We start from the raw sequence: 14227 nt of genomic DNA, 5'->3' as shown, positions 1-14227 counted from the left end.
TGACAGCGAGACTCCTTGACACCCCTGGTTTCCAGGCCAACTATGCAAGACATGAGAGGAAAAGGAGACCCATCATGTCGCCGTTAATGCTGTTCCGGCTGATCCTTCCATCCAGCGGCGCATGGGCCAGGCTGCGCGATCATCCGCCCTCTGTTCTGGCGCTTATCCTGTTCCCCGTCCTGCCTCTGGCGCTGATTCCACCGATCATGCTCTATCAGGCGGGCACAGGTTATCCGGAAGCCTTCGGCGACGCCTTCGCCGGGCGCGAATGGGGCTACATCACCATCATCCTTTTCCTCGCGGAACTGCTGACGTTCGCCGTCATGGGCTGGCTGATCCATGAAGTGGGCAATACCCGCAGCGCCCACATCAGTGCCCACAGTGCCTACCTGGTGGCCGCCGTTGCGCCCGTTCCCATGTGGCTTTCCGCGTTTGCGCTCTTCGTTCCGAGCCTGACGGTCATAACAAGCATCGCCCTGATCGGACTGATATGGAGCTGCGCCATCGTTTTCCGGGGGATAAGCCACCTCTGCCGGATTGGAGCGGACGTGGAGGCCATGTCGATCACCTACACGGTTATGGCGGCAAGCGTGCTGGCCTGGGGTCTGCTGCTGGCAATCATCTGGGGTCTGTAAAGCGTGGAGCCCCTGCTCACCTGGACAATGCTGGTGGCGGCAGCCTTTCTGGGGGGCGGCCTCAATGCCGTAGCCGGGGGCGGCAGCTTCTTCACCTTCCCGGCGTTGGTCTGGGCCGGCGTACCGCCGGTAGCCGCCAACGCCTCCGGGACCATGGCGCTGCTCCCCGGCTACATGGCCAGCACCTGGGGGTTCCGCGAGGATCTGAAGGCACCGGAGCAACTCTCCATGGCAGCAGTCCTGGGCACCAGCCTGATCGGTGGCAGCCTCGGAGCCGGCCTTCTACTGATCACACCGGATGCGGTCTTCAGCGATATCGTCCCCTGGCTGCTGCTGGCCGCCACCCTGCTGTTCGCCCTCGGGCCACGCCTGCTGCGTAACCTGAATACCAGCGGAGGCGAGTCCCGCCCTGGCGTCCAGATCACAGCACTTCTGGCGGTCTGTATCTACGGCGGCTACTTCAATGGCGGCCTCGGAATCGTGCTTCTGGCCACTTTCGGGCTGCTCGGCCACACCGGTCTCAACCGGATGCAGGGCCTCAAGAACCTCATCTCCGCCGTACTTACCGCTATCGCCGTGGCACTCTATGCCATCGGCGGGGCCATTATCTGGATCAAGGCCCTGGTCATGATGATCTCGGCGGTGGCGGGCGGCTATGTGGTCGCAAGGGTAGCCCGGAAGCTGCCGGAGGCGACCATACGCGCCGTAGTCATCGTCACGGGCGCGATCATGACAGCGGTGTTCTTCCTCAACTGATCAGTCTTCCGCCTTACGCTCCGAATAACGGCTGACCAGATACTCCGAGCGATCACGCAGCAGCAGGGTGAACTTCACCAGCTCCTCCATCACGTCCACTACCCGGTCGTAGAGCGGTGACGGCAGCATCCGGCCCGCCTCATCGAATTCCTGGTAGGCCTTGGGCACGGAGGACTGGTTGGGGATGGTGATCATGCGCATCCAGCGCCCGAGGATACGCAGGTTGTTCACCGCGTTGAACGACTGGGAACCGCCGGAGACCTGCATCACCGCCAGGGTCCGTCCCTGGGTGGGCCGCACGCCGCCGACCGAAAGCGGCAGCCAGTCGATCTGGGTCTTCATGATCCCGGTCATGTTGCCATGACGCTCCGGGCTGACCCAGACGTGCGCCTCGGACCACTGGGAAAGCTCCCGAAGTTCCTGCACCTTGGGGTGATCCGCCTCCGCATCGTCCGGCAGCGGCAGACCCGAGGGATTGAACATTCGGGTCTCGGCGCCGAACTCATGCAGAAGGCGCTGCGCCTCCTCGGCCAGGAAGCGGCTGTAGGAACGCTCCCGGAGCGAGCCGTAGAGCAGCAGGACCCGTGGCGGATGAGCGCTTCCGGGGCTGTTGAGTTTCTCAAGATCCGGATGATCCAGAAAGGTCCGGTTCACGTTGGGTAGATCCACCATTCGATACACCTCAGCCCTGGCTGGTTCCCGGAAAATAATGACGGGTATGGTTCGCAATCCAGACCAGCCCCAGCATCAGTGGCACCTCGACCAGCACGCCGACCACCGTGGCCAGTGCCGCACCGGACTGCAGCCCGAAGAGCGAAATGGCCGCGGCCACGGCCAGCTCAAAGAAGTTGCTGGCCCCGATCATGGCCCCCGGCGCCGCCACGCTATGCGGGACTTTCCAGGCCCTGGCCCAGCCGTAGGCAATCACGAAGATCAGGAAGGTCTGAAGAATGAGCGGCACTGCGATCAGCGCAATGTGCACCGGGTTCTGGAGGATCACCTCGCCCTGGAAGGCAAACAACAGCACCAGCGTCAGGATCAGGCCAACGGGTGTCACGGGGCCCAGACGCTTCATGAAGACGTTCTCGAAGTAATCACTCCCCTTCCTGGCAATGACATAACGACGCGTGGCATAGCCGGCCGTCAGCGGAATCACGATGTAGAGGAAGACCGAAAGCGCAATGGTGTCCCAGGGCACCATGATGTTGGACAGCCCCAGAAGCACCATCACGATGGGGGCGAAGGCGAACAGCATAATGATGTCGTTAAGCGATACCTGAACCAGCGTATAGGCCGCATCGCCACGGGTCAGGTAACTCCAGACGAACACCATGGCCGTGCAGGGGGCGGCCCCCAACAGGATGGCCCCGGCCAGGTACTGGCGTGCCATATCCTCGGCAATGAAGGGCGCGAACACCACCAGCAGGAAGAACCAGGCAATGGCGAACATGGTGAAGGGCTTGATCAGCCAGTTCACCGCCGTGGTAATCACCAACCCCCTGGGCTGGCGACGCACGCCCGCGATGGAGGCGAAATCCACCTGCACCATCATCGGGAAGATCATGGCCCAGATCAGGACCGCTACCGGAATCGACACCTGCGCGTATTCAAAACGCGACAGCACATCAGGCACCACGGGCGCGAACTGCCCCAGTGCAATACCAATCACAATCGCAAGCGCCACCCAGACCGACAGGTAACGCTCGAACAGACCCATGCCCTCCTTGATGTTCGGGGTATCCTCAGTGGTACTCACGCCTGGCCTCCATCAACGTCATCGCGAATCAGGCATTCAACCCGCGCCCTTATATCATCCCGAACGTTACGGAACTGCTGCATGATCCTGTCCTCCGACCCCAGGGCTTTTGCCGGGTCCGGCAGTCCCCAATGGCGCTTGATCGTCCCTGGGGGCAGTATCGGGCAGGACTCATCGGCATCACCGCAGACCGTCACCACCAGATCCGCCCATTCCAGGTGCGCATCCGTCAGGAGGGTGGACGCCTGATCACGGATATCCACGCCAGCCTCATCCATCACCTTGATGGCCCTCGGGTTCTGGCCATGGGCTTCCAGACCGGCGGAATCCACGCTCACGCGATCCCCGGCCAGATGCCGCAGGACCCCCTCGGCCATCTGGGAGCGGCAGGAGTTACCGGTACACACGAACAACACATTCATCACCAAACCTCATTGGGCCGCATCCAGGGAAGGACGTTGGGTCATGCATGAAAGGCGGGCACTGAGCTCACCCAGATCCCGCGCCTCCAGCGCCGCGCGCAGGACCTGGCGAGCCCAGTCCGGAAGGTCCGTGGCCAGACGGTAATGCACCCACTGCCCACGGCGCTCATCCTGCACAATGCCCTGATCCCGGAGCTGGGAGAGGTGGCGCGAGATACGCGGCTGTGAAAGCTCAAGGGCCGCAACCAGCTCGCAGACACAGAGCCGCCCTTCCTGCTCAAGGAGCAACAGGCTGTTCAACCGGGTGGTGTCTGAAAGCGCTCGAAAGAACTGCTCCGGCGTAACCATATCTGCATATCCATATATGTACAATCGCAACTCTACACGGAATAAGGCGCAATGAAAAGATCCGCACGCCCGGGATCTACAGCGACGGAAACTCGAGCTCGGGCACTCCCCAGCGCCGCCGGATCCAGTTGATGGACCGGAACACCGCCGGGCGCTCAACCACCCAGCGCTCCAGGCGGTATTTGCCCGGGAAATTGAGAAGCGTCAGCGAGATGAGGATGGTCAGAAGGCCCTGCCCCGGCAGCACCAGCATCGCGATCCCCGCAAGCAGAAGGATCAGGCCCAGAAGGTTCTTGAGGATGAGTGCCAGCAGCCCCAGCAGCGGATAGCGGCCCTGGAGGAGATAGCGCCGGCGCCGCGGCCGGGTGAAATAGTCCGACGGAATCCGGGCGATGACGAACGGCACCGCCACCAGCGTGGCCACAAACATCAGGAGGGAAACGCCCCCAAGGGCCCACAGGAAGGTTTCATGGCGCTCAAACCAGCGGACCAGCATTGCAAACAGTGCTTCCATCGGTTGCTCCCGGAAAACCAGCGCCAAGGCTAGCGCGTTCCGCGGCCACTGCGAAGGCCCTTGGAGAACGCCAACGTGGCCCCCATCACATCCTGCAGTTGCCGCATGAACTGATCACTTCCTATACTCGATACCGTATGGGGAGATAACAACCGGATGCTGGAGGGCACCTATGGAACAGAAAACCCCTCAAAGGGAAACGGCACGGTCATTCCGAAGTGACCGCTTTTCACCGCTGGGCCTGACCCAGTCACTCATTGAGCCGAACAGCACAGCCACCGGCGCCGAGCGCTGGATGGCGGAGAAATTCCTGTCGGTGGCCGGCAATCCGCCCCTGACCCTGGATCTATGGGGAACCCAGGAGATCACGCCTTCCGGGCAGAGCCCATGTTACCGCCTGCGGGTGGCGGACCGTTCCGCGCTGTATGAACTGATGACCAACCCGAACCTGGCCTTCGGCGACCTCTACAGCGAAGGGCGGCTGGAGATGGACGGCCACATGCCGGATCTTCTCACGGATCTCTACCGCTCACTGGACCAGGCCTACGAGAAGCTGCCGCTGTTCCTGCGCATGCTCTGGCGCGACCAGGCGCCGCGCTCGACCAGCCTCAAGGCGGCCCGGGACAACATCCACCACCATTACGACATGGGCAACGATTTCTACCAGCTATGGCTGGACCGGGCCCAGATGCAGTACACCTGCGCCTACTACGAGGAACCGGACATCACCCTGGAACAGGCCCAGCTCGCCAAGCTTGAGCTGGTCTGCCGCAAGCTGCAGCTCAAGCCCGGCGAGACCGTGGTGGAAGCCGGCTGTGGCTGGGGCGGACTCGCCCGCTACATGGCGAAGCACTACGGCGTGAAGGTGCGCGCGTTCAACATTTCCGAGGAACAGGTGACCTTCGCGCGCGAAAAAGCGAAGGAGGAAGGCCTGGAAAACCAGGTGGAGTACGTGCTGGACGATTACCGCAACATCTCCGGCCTGTACGACCGATTCGTTTCCGTGGGCATGCTCGAGCATGTGGGAACCGACTACTATCCGGACCTGGCCGCGGTCATCCGCCGGCACATGAAGACCGAGGGCCTGGCGCTGGTTCATTCCATCGGGCGCAACTACCCGATGCGCACCAACGCCTGGATCGAGAAGCGGATCTTCCCCGGCGCCTATCCACCCAGCATCACCGAATTCACCAGTATCGGCGAGGCCGGTCCCTTCTCGGTGCTGGATGTGGAGAACCTGCGGCTGCACTACGCCGAAACCCTGGAGGACTGGCTCGCCCGCTTTGAGGCCAACATCGACACCGTGCGCGAGATGTACGGTGAGAACTTCGTCCGGGCCTGGCGCCTCTACCTGGCCGGCTCGATCGCCTCGTTCCGGGCGAACGCACTCCAGCTGTTCCAGATGGTGCTGGCGCACCCCGAGAACAACAATGTGCCACGTAACCGTAAACACCTCTACACCAGCTCCAACGTGCCGCCGGAGGACAGTTACTGATGGTACAGCGCTATGATGCACTGATCGTTGGTGGTGGGCCGGCCGGCTCCACCATGGCACAGACCCTGACACAGCGGGGCTACCATACCCTGGTGGTCGACAAGCAGACCTTCCCCCGGGATAAGACCTGCGCGGGCTGGGTCACGCCCGCCGTGCTGGAGCTCCTGGCCATCAACCCAGATGACTACCGGCGGGAGAACATCATGCAGCCCATCCATCGCTTCCGCATCGGCATGATGGGGCAGAAGGCGGTGGAGAATGACCATGGCAGCGAGCCCGTCAGCTACGGCATCCGCCGCTGTGAGTTCGACCACTACCTGCTCGAGCGCAGCGGCAGCGATCGGGCCGAGGGCGTCAAATTCAAGTCCCTGGAACGCACCGACGACGGCGAATGGTGCCTGAACGGCGAGTACCAGGCGCCGCTGGTCATTGGCGCCGGTGGTCACTTCTGCCCGGTGGCGGCCACAATCGGGGAAGGCCCCGGCAGCCACGAAACCTCGGTGACCGCCAAGGAAGTAGAGTTCGAGATGACGCCGGAGCAGGCCCGGCACTGCCGGGTCCGCGAGGATACCCCGGAACTCTGGTTCTGTCGGGACCTGATGGGCTACGCCTGGGTCTTCCGCAAGGACAACTTCCTCAACATAGGCCTGGGGCGTGAGGACCCGGATGACCTCAAGCAGCACCTCAATGACTTCGTTGCCAGGATGCAGGCCGAGGAACGTATCCCGGAGGACCTGCCCGGGAAGTTCAAGGGCCATGCCTACCTGCTCTACGACCACGCGGAGAGACCACTGATCGATGACGGTATCCTCCTGATCGGCGATTCCGCCGGCCTCGCTTACACCCAGAGCGGCGAAGGCATCCGGCCGGCCGTGGAGTCCGCCTTCCTGGCGGCGGACGTCATTCAGCAAGCACCGGATTACCGGGCTGCCAGCCTCCAGCCCTACGCCGACCGCCTGCGCGAGCGTTTCGGCACCCGCGAGGTGGAGCACGAGGGCGGCGGCCTGGACCTTCCGGACTGGGCCAAACTGCGCATCGCCCCGGCGCTCATGAAAACGCACTGGTTCACGCGCCGGGTGGTGACCGAACGCTGGTTCCTGCACGAACATGTCCCGGCGCTGGAGACCGCCTCCTGAATGAAATCCGCATTGATGCCCTATGCGGCCCGTTTTGTCAGCAGTCCGCTCGTACACAACCTCCGGCGCGGCCTGCAGGCAAGGCAGGCTCGACGTAAGGGACAGGAACGCCAGGTCGATGTGTATCTCAACCCGAGGGATCCACACGGCTACGTGCTGCTGCAGGTCCTGCCCTCTCTGGCGGAGCGCTTCGGTCTGAACTACCGCGTTTTCACAGTCGAGGCGCTGCAGGATGACATGTTCCCCGAGCGCGACCTCTGGCAGTCCTGGGCCGTGGCCGATGCCCGCGACCTCGCCCGCCTGTACCGGCTGGACTTCCCGGAGACCGCTCCCGCGTTGACGGAAGAGGCCGTTCACGCAGCAGCCTGCCGTATGACCCGAGCCGAAAAGGACCCGGACTTCCTGGATGAAGCGCTCGCGGCCCTGCGCGGGCTATGGCACGGCGACCCACCACTGCCGACGCCCACGCCGGAGGAATCCGAACAGGCCCGTGCTGCCATCGCCCGCAATGAGCAGCACCTTCAGCAAGCAGGCCATTACCTGGGCGCCATGCTGCACTACGAGGGTGAGTGGTTCTGGGGGCTGGACCGGCTCGACCACCTGGAACGGCGCCTGATTGCCAAGGGGTATGCCCGCCATGCCAATGAGAGCGCCCGTTTCGTGCGCACCTGGGCGGACCTCTGCCGAAAGCCGAAACCGGCCACGCCAGTGACCACACCCCTTGAGATCTTCTTCTCCATGCGCAGCCCCTATTCCTACCTGGGGCTTGAACGGGCCAAACAGCTGGCGGACTATTTCGGTTGCCCCCTGCAGATCCGGCCCGTTCTGCCCATGCTCATGCGCGGCCAGGCGGTGCCACCGGCCAAGAAGTGGTACATCTTCAGGGACACCAAACGGGAAGCCGAAAAACTCGGTATCCCGTATGGCTTCGTCGCCGATCCGCTGGGTGCCGGGGTTGAACGCTGCTATGCGCTTTTCCCCTATGCCCGGGAACAGGGGCTGGAGGTTACCTGGATGATGACTTTTGCGCGCGCGGTGAACGCCCGGGGTATCCGCTCCGAGACCGACAGGGGCCTCCGGCGCATTGTTGAGGATGCCGGCCTGGACTGGACCGAAGCCCGCCAGTGGCTGGACAGCGAAGACTGGCGTGACGAAGTGGAAGCCAACCGCCAGGAACTCTACCGGATCGGTCTCTGGGGCGTGCCCGGGTTCCGCTTCGGCAACGTTACGGCCTGGGGCCAGGACCGGCTGTGGCTGATCCAGGAAACCATGCGTGGCGGGGATTGTACCCATCCCGAGCGATCCCCAGAATCAGGGCAGCAGTCATCCCAGAACCAGGCCGTTTCCCCATGACAACCCTGCATATCGACATCGTCTCCGACATTGCCTGCCCCTGGTGCGCCATTGGCTATGCCCGTCTGGAGCAGGCGATGGACCAGCTTGCCGGCGAATGCAATTTCACGGTGAGCTGGCATCCGTTTGAACTCAACCCGGACAAGGACACCGACGGCGAACCCATCCTGCAGGCCCTGAGCCGCAAGTACGGCCGCAGCCCCGAAGAAATGGAGAAGGCCCAGAACGACATGACGGCCATTGCCCATGAACTCGGCCTGAATTTCGAGCGCATGCAGGAGCGCTACACCCGGAATACCTTCAACGCACACCGGCTGGTCATGTGGGCCAGCGAACAGAACCGCCAGACCGAGATGAAAAAGGCCTTCTTTGAGGCCTATTTCGGGCGCGCGGCCGATATTTCAGACGATGGGGTACTGCTGGAATGCGTGGCCGCCATCGGCCTGGATACGGGCGAGGCGCGCCGGGTCCTGGATGAGGGCGACTTCGCGGAAGCAGTCCGGAAGGAAGAGGCCTATTACCAGAAAGCCGGCATCTCCGCCGTCCCGGCCTACGTCATCAACCAGCAGTACCTGATCTCCGGTGCCCAGGAGCCGGACTACCTGGTGCAGGCTTTCCGGGACATCCAGGCCGGCACTGCCGCGTGACAGGGTGCGATGCCCGTGGCGGGCATCGCTTCCGGCGCTACCCCAGAGACTTCACCGCCTCAATCATCTCCACCATGACCTTCTGGGCATCGCCATAGACCATGTGGGTGTTGTCCGCGAAGAAGAGCTCGTTCTCGACGCCGCTGTACCCCCTGCCCTGACCGCGCTTGACCACGAAGGCTTGCTGGGCATAGTCCACGTTCAGGATGGGCATGCCATAGATGGGGCTGGACTCGTTGGTGCGCGCCGCGGGGTTCACCACGTCATTGGCGCCGATCACCAGGGCCGCATCCGACAGCGCGAACTCCTCGTTGATGTCCTCCAGGTCATGGATGATGTCATAGGGAATGCCGGCCTCTGCCAGCAGCACGTTCATGTGCCCCGGCATGCGTCCGGCCACCGGGTGGATGGCGAAGGCCACCTCGACACCCTGCTTCTGCAGCAGTTTCACGAACTCGTAAAGCTTGTGCTGGGCCTGCGCCACCGCCAGGCCATAGCCGGGCACGATGATCACCTTCGAGCCGTAGTACATGGAGATGGCGGCATCCGATGCATCCACCGATTTCATGGAACCCTCGATACCGCCGGAGCCATCGTCTTCCTCACCGAAGTTCGAGAAGATGACGTTGCTCACCGAGCGGTTCATGGCCTTCGCCATCAGGAACGTCAGCAGCGTGCCGGCGGACCCCACCACGGTACCGGCAATGATCATCGCCGGGTTCTGGAGCACGAAGCCCTCAAACGCCACGGCCAGGCCGGTGAAGGCATTGTAGAGCGAAATGACCACCGGCATGTCCGCGCCGCCGATGGGCGTGGTCAGCAGCACCCCCAGCACCAGGGCGGCAATGAAAAAGAGCGTGATGCCGGTGGTGGGCACGCCACCGGCACCGACGATCAGGACATAGAGCGCAAACAGCGCGGCCAGCGCCAGCAGCCCACCATTAACCAATTGCTGGGTGCTGAAACGCAGGGTCCTGTCGAGCCGGCCATCCAGCTTGGCCCAGGCGACGACCGAACCCGAGAGGGCCACCGCGCCGATCAGACCGCCAACCAGCGCCAGAACCGTCACCACGAAACCGTAGTGCTGGGCATTACCGGAATACAGCTCCACGGCCGCGATGGCCGCCGCGGCACCACCGCCCATGCCGTTGTAGAGCGCCACCATCTGCGGCATCCCCGTCATCTCGACGCGCTTGCCACTGCGCCAGGCCCAGGCCACACCGATCCCCAATGCGACCAGGGCCAGCAGGAAATTGGTACCAAGGTGCTCCGAAGCCGCCGGGCGTACGTCGAAGGCATACAGGAAGGCGGCCGCGACCGCGATCACCATGCCCCAGCCCGCAACACGGATACCGGAGGGTGCGGTCACGGGGCTCGCCATGCGCTTGAGCCCGTAGATGAACAGCAGGGTTGCGACAAAGAAAGCCGCTGCGATCAGGAAACTCACCATGATTGTGCCCCTCAGTCCTGCCGGTCACTGGATTTGAACATGTCGAGCATGCGGTCGGTCACCACATAACCGCCGGCCGCATTACCCGCGCCCAGAAGCACACCGATGAAACCGATCGTCTGCTCCAGTGGTGTGGCGGCATTGAGCAGTGCCCAGATGGCGCCCACCACCACGATGCCGTGCACGAAGTTGGAGCCGGACATCAGCGGCGTATGCAGGATCGCCGGCACACGGCCGATGATCTCGTAGCCGGTAAAGGCCGCCAGCATGAAGATGTAGAGCGCAACAAAACCGGTAATGGCCGTGGTGGCATCCATGATCAGTCCCCCCTGACGGCTTCAGCCGCCACTTCGTCCCGGATTTCGCCCGCGTGCGTCAGGCACGAGCGGGCAATGACCTCGTCTTCCCAGTTGAGCTGGATCTCGCCATCAGCGACGATCAGCCCCAGGAAGTTGAGCAGGTTCTTGGCGTAGAGTTCAGACGCGTGCTCGGCCAGCAGACTGGGCACATTCAGTGGGGCCACAATGGTCACGCTGCCCTCCTCCACCGTCTCGCCCGGCTGCGTCAGCGGCGTGTTACCGCCACCGTCGGCCGCCAGATCCACGATCACGGCGCCTGGTTTCATACCCCGGATCTGTTCCTCACTGAGCACCTTCGGGCTTTCCTGCCCCGGTATATTCGCGGTGGTGATCACCGCATCCGCGTTCTGGACATGGCGTGTCACCACTTCCGCCGCCCGGGCTTTCTCCTCATCGGTCAGTTCCCGGGCATAACCGCCCTCGCCAGTCGCGGAGACGCCGGTGTCCACGAACTTCCCGCCCAGCGATTCCACCTGCTCCGCGGCCTCGCTGCGCACGTCATAGCCTTCCACCATGGCTCCCAGGCGCCGCGCGGTAGCAATGGCCTGCAACCCTGCGACACCGGCACCGATGACCAACACCTTGGCCGGACGGATGGACCCCACCGCCGTGGTCATCATGGGCAGGATACGATGCAGGTTGGTTGCCGCCAGAAGCCCGCCGTAATAGCCCGCCAGGGCGGCCTGGGTGGAGAGCGCGTCCATGGCCTGAGCGCGCGTGATGCGCGGCACCCGATCCATGGCAAAACAGGTAACCTCCTGCTCCACCAGTGCTTCCACGACCTTGGGATCCCGGTGCGCGTAGACAAAGGACAGAAGGATACTGCCCTTTTTCATCTTCCGGATCTCGGACGGGCTGGGGGCCTGAACGCTGAGCACGATATCCGCCTTGCCCAGCTCCAGCTTCCCTACATGGATGCCGGCATCCTCATAGGCCTCGTCCGGAATCCGGGCCGCTTCACCAGCCCCCTTCTGGATACGGATCTCAGTCCCCAGCTTTTCCAGCTTGGGCGCCACCGCGGGTACCACGGCCACCCGCTTCTCGTTGGCCCGTGTCTCCCGGGGCGCAGTGATGGTCACCGTCATAACGGCACTCCCTCGTTAGCAGGATGCTATCCTGAGCGTGAAACGGTCGCGCACCTGTTGCCGGTGCGATACCCTGAGCATAGATGGCATTCCATGGAATATCATGAAACCAGTCAACCGCAACCTTATTCTGGCCTGTCTGTCACTGCTGCTGGCCATACCGGCCGCATTCGCCGCTCCGGAAAGCCATGTGTTTGAACTGGAGAACCGGCGGGCTCAGACGGTAGTCCCCCAGCTCCGCAACCTCTACGGGGATGACATAAAACTCTCGCCGGACGGACAGACCCTGATGGTGCGCGCTGAGCCCGAAAAGCTCGCCGAGATCAAGACCCTGCTCAAGCAGATCGACCAGCCCGTACGCCAGGTACGCCTCTCCCTGCGCCACCGGAAGATGGCATCGGGTGAGGACGACAACCGTGGCAGCAGCCGCCTCTACAGTACCCGGAAGGACTCGACGCGCTCACTGGTGGTCCAGGACCAGCAGATCGCACAGATCTCGTCCGGTCGTATCGCGCGGCTGCCCGTGGCGGCGCGTGGTGGCAGGAACCCGATGGTGATTCTTGAGGAAGTGGACATGACCAGCGGCTTCCTTGTCCGCCCCACGGTGCTCAGCGAGAACCAGGTGGAGCTGCACATCACCGCCATCCGCAACGAGCCCGTACCGGGCCAGCCGGATTACAAAACGGCCGGTGTGGTGACCATCCGCCGGGTAAACCCCGGCGAATGGGTGGAGCTGGGTGAGGAGCGCCGGAGTATCCGGGATCAGAAGGGCAGCCGGGTCTACAGTACACAGTCAAAAGGCAGCCGACTCTGGGAAGTAAAGGTGAACGTACTTCCGGCCCGCTGAGTACCGCCGGAAACCCGCTTTACCGCAGAGTCTTCAGCAGCACCTCCTTGGCCTCATTCACCCTTGCAGCCAGCTCATCACTGCCACCGTGGTCCGGATGCACCTTCTGGATCAGCCGCCGGTGCGCCTTCACGATCTCATCCCGGCCGGCATCCACGGGCAGATTGAGAACATCCCGTGCCTGCTCCGGATCCATACGGCCCGAGCTGGGCGGCGCCTGCTGGCCACTGTCATACTCCTGCCCGCTATCCGCGCCGCCCCCGGCACTACGGATACGGCGCCACAGAAGCCAGAGCTGGAAGGCGCGCCAGCCGCGATGCGCAAAGGGCACGAGCGCCGCCAGCAGCCCTCCGATCACATGCAGCCGCCCGGTGACCACCAGCAGTGTACAGAGCGCGCCCACCGCCACGGCTACGCCCCAGAACAGCCCCTTGCGCTTTTCCGCCGGATCCAGGCGCGCCCACTGGCGCAGCAGCAGGAAGAGCAGGACGGTAAGAACAAGGCCTAGAATCAGATGCATAGGGTTTCCGTTTTGTGGCCATACCGGGGGCCGGAGTACACTACGCGGCAGACCGACCCGATCCGCCATATCCTACCAGAGGGGCCGCACCTCAATGCATGACGACCTGACCGCCATTACCGAATTCGCCGAGAAAACAGCCATCCAGGCCGGTGAGCTCATCATCCAGGAGCGCCGTCAGGGCAGCATGGAGCACAATTATAAGGATGCCACCGAACTGGTGACCCAGGCGGACATCAAGGCGGACGAGTTCATCGCTCAGCGCATTCGTAACGCCTACCCCGGTCACCGCATCCTCTCCGAGGAAGCCATGCCCGACCTGACACAGGCGGAGAACCTTGATACACCGCTGTGGATCGTTGACCCCATCGACGGAACGGTGAACTACGCCTACGGCCATGGCCAGGTGGCGGTGTCCATCGCCTACGCCGAAAAGGGGCGGGTCCGGACCGGCGTGGTCCACTGCCCCTTCCAGCAGGAAACCTTCATGGCAACCCATGGTCAGGGGGCGTTGCTCAACCGCATGCCGATTGAGGTCTCCGGCGCCACCAACCTGCGCCAGAGCCTGATCGCCACCGGTTTCCCCTACGGTAAGGATGAGATTCCGACCCTGATCCGGCGCCTGGAAAGGGTGCTCACCGAGTGCCGTGACATCCGGCGCATCGGCTCCGCAGCCGTGGACATCTGCTGGGTGGCCTGTGGCCGGCTGGATGGTTACTACGAGAGCGTCAGCCCCTGGGACTTCGCCGCAGCCCGGCTGATCGCGCTGGAAGCCGGCGCCACCTGTGGTCACTTCTCGGAAGTACCGGAGGGCTATCCAGAGGATCTGTGGGGGCGGGATATCATCATCACCGCACCCGGCATCCACGCCAGCCTCAAGCCCCTGCTTCCGGAGCCAGACTGA

17 protein-coding genes are annotated in these 14227 nt (G+C 63.3%); 8 read left to right on the top strand and 9 right to left on the bottom strand.

Annotated elements, in window-relative coordinates; genetic code table 11:
* Positions 1-74: 74 nt before the first annotated feature.
* Together F3089_RS06115 and F3089_RS06110 are read left to right on the top strand one after the other, a co-directional pair.
* Positions 75-635 (top strand): Yip1 family protein, encoded by a 561-nt coding sequence (locus tag F3089_RS06115; RefSeq protein WP_095615740.1) that lies wholly within the window; start codon positions 75-77, stop codon positions 633-635.
* Between the two features lie 27 nt (positions 636-662).
* Entirely contained in the window at positions 663-1391 is a 729-nt protein-coding gene (locus tag F3089_RS06110; protein ID WP_151440050.1) for a sulfite exporter TauE/SafE family protein, read from the top strand.
* Here the strand turns inward: F3089_RS06110 and arsH are convergent, their stop codons facing one another.
* From arsH to F3089_RS06085, 5 genes are all read right to left on the bottom strand, one after another.
* A complete protein-coding gene (arsH, locus tag F3089_RS06105; protein ID WP_151439932.1) occupies positions 1392-2063 on the bottom strand; it encodes an arsenical resistance protein ArsH in 672 nt (223 codons plus the stop codon).
* Between the two features lie 10 nt (positions 2064-2073).
* The gene (arsB, locus tag F3089_RS06100) at positions 2074-3108 is read right to left on the bottom strand and encodes an ACR3 family arsenite efflux transporter (RefSeq protein WP_151440049.1); all 1035 of its coding nucleotides are present in this window, start codon (positions 3106-3108) and stop codon (positions 2074-2076) included.
* Positions 3109-3143: 35 nt separating this feature from the next.
* A complete protein-coding gene (locus F3089_RS06095; protein ID WP_151439931.1) occupies positions 3144-3569 on the bottom strand; it encodes an arsenate reductase ArsC in 426 nt (141 codons plus the stop codon).
* A 9-nt stretch (positions 3570-3578) separates the two neighbouring features.
* Positions 3579-3917 carry a metalloregulator ArsR/SmtB family transcription factor gene (locus F3089_RS06090; protein WP_151439930.1) on the bottom strand — a complete coding sequence of 113 codons (339 nt, stop codon included), beginning with the start codon at positions 3915-3917 and terminating at the stop codon, positions 3579-3581.
* 76 nt (positions 3918-3993) lie between these two features.
* Complete coding sequence (locus tag F3089_RS06085; protein ID WP_225741692.1) at positions 3994-4431, bottom strand: PGPGW domain-containing protein; 438 nt, start codon at positions 4429-4431, stop codon at positions 3994-3996.
* Positions 4432-4603: 172 nt separating this feature from the next.
* On the opposite strand from F3089_RS06085, the gene F3089_RS06080 reads away from it, so the two are divergent.
* Genes F3089_RS06080 through F3089_RS06065 form a run of 4 tightly spaced genes read left to right on the top strand, consistent with a single transcriptional unit; the run spans position 4604 to position 9062 of the window.
* A complete protein-coding gene (locus tag F3089_RS06080; RefSeq protein WP_151439929.1) occupies positions 4604-5926 on the top strand; it encodes an SAM-dependent methyltransferase in 1323 nt (440 codons plus the stop codon).
* Positions 5926-7062: an NAD(P)/FAD-dependent oxidoreductase gene (locus tag F3089_RS06075; protein ID WP_151439928.1), complete on the top strand. Its 1137-nt coding sequence runs from the start codon at positions 5926-5928 to the stop codon at positions 7060-7062. The genes F3089_RS06080 and F3089_RS06075 overlap by 1 nt, the downstream gene beginning before the upstream one ends.
* Positions 7063-8415 (top strand): DsbA family protein, encoded by a 1353-nt coding sequence (locus tag F3089_RS06070; protein ID WP_151439927.1) that lies wholly within the window; start codon positions 7063-7065, stop codon positions 8413-8415. It begins immediately after the preceding gene.
* Positions 8412-9062, top strand: a complete 651-nt coding sequence (locus F3089_RS06065; protein ID WP_151439926.1) for a DsbA family oxidoreductase — start codon at positions 8412-8414, stop codon at positions 9060-9062. Before F3089_RS06070 ends, F3089_RS06065 begins: the two co-directional genes overlap by 4 nt.
* 37 nt (positions 9063-9099) lie before the next feature.
* Here the strand turns inward: F3089_RS06065 and F3089_RS06060 are convergent, their stop codons facing one another.
* Genes F3089_RS06060 through F3089_RS06050 form a run of 3 tightly spaced genes read right to left on the bottom strand, consistent with a single transcriptional unit; the run spans position 9100 to position 11956 of the window.
* On the bottom strand, positions 9100-10512 hold the full coding sequence (locus tag F3089_RS06060; protein ID WP_151439925.1) for an NAD(P)(+) transhydrogenase (Re/Si-specific) subunit beta: 1413 nt from the start codon (positions 10510-10512) through the stop codon (positions 9100-9102).
* Between the two features lie 11 nt (positions 10513-10523).
* Positions 10524-10829: an NAD(P) transhydrogenase subunit alpha part 2 gene (locus F3089_RS06055; protein WP_077531660.1), complete on the bottom strand. Its 306-nt coding sequence runs from the start codon at positions 10827-10829 to the stop codon at positions 10524-10526.
* Between the two features lie 2 nt (positions 10830-10831).
* Positions 10832-11956 (bottom strand): NAD(P) transhydrogenase subunit alpha, encoded by a 1125-nt coding sequence (locus F3089_RS06050; RefSeq protein WP_151439924.1) that lies wholly within the window; start codon positions 11954-11956, stop codon positions 10832-10834.
* Positions 11957-12059: 103 nt separating this feature from the next.
* On the opposite strand from F3089_RS06050, the gene F3089_RS06045 reads away from it, so the two are divergent.
* A complete protein-coding gene (locus tag F3089_RS06045; RefSeq protein WP_151439923.1) occupies positions 12060-12803 on the top strand; it encodes a secretin N-terminal domain-containing protein in 744 nt (247 codons plus the stop codon).
* 19 nt (positions 12804-12822) lie between these two features.
* Here F3089_RS06045 and F3089_RS06040 read toward each other — a convergent pair whose 3' ends face one another.
* Positions 12823-13323: a DnaJ domain-containing protein gene (locus tag F3089_RS06040; protein ID WP_192497283.1), complete on the bottom strand. Its 501-nt coding sequence runs from the start codon at positions 13321-13323 to the stop codon at positions 12823-12825.
* Between the two features lie 94 nt (positions 13324-13417).
* Here F3089_RS06040 and F3089_RS06035 point away from each other — a divergent pair, with 94 nt between their 5' ends.
* On the top strand, positions 13418-14227 hold the full coding sequence (locus F3089_RS06035) for an inositol monophosphatase family protein (protein ID WP_151439921.1): 810 nt from the start codon (positions 13418-13420) through the stop codon (positions 14225-14227).

This window comes from Halospina sp. K52047b (genome assembly GCF_008709855.1).
Taxonomy (GTDB): domain Bacteria; phylum Pseudomonadota; class Gammaproteobacteria; order Pseudomonadales; family Oleiphilaceae; genus Halospina; species Halospina utahensis_B.
This window is presented reverse-complemented; position numbering and strand designations above follow the sequence as displayed.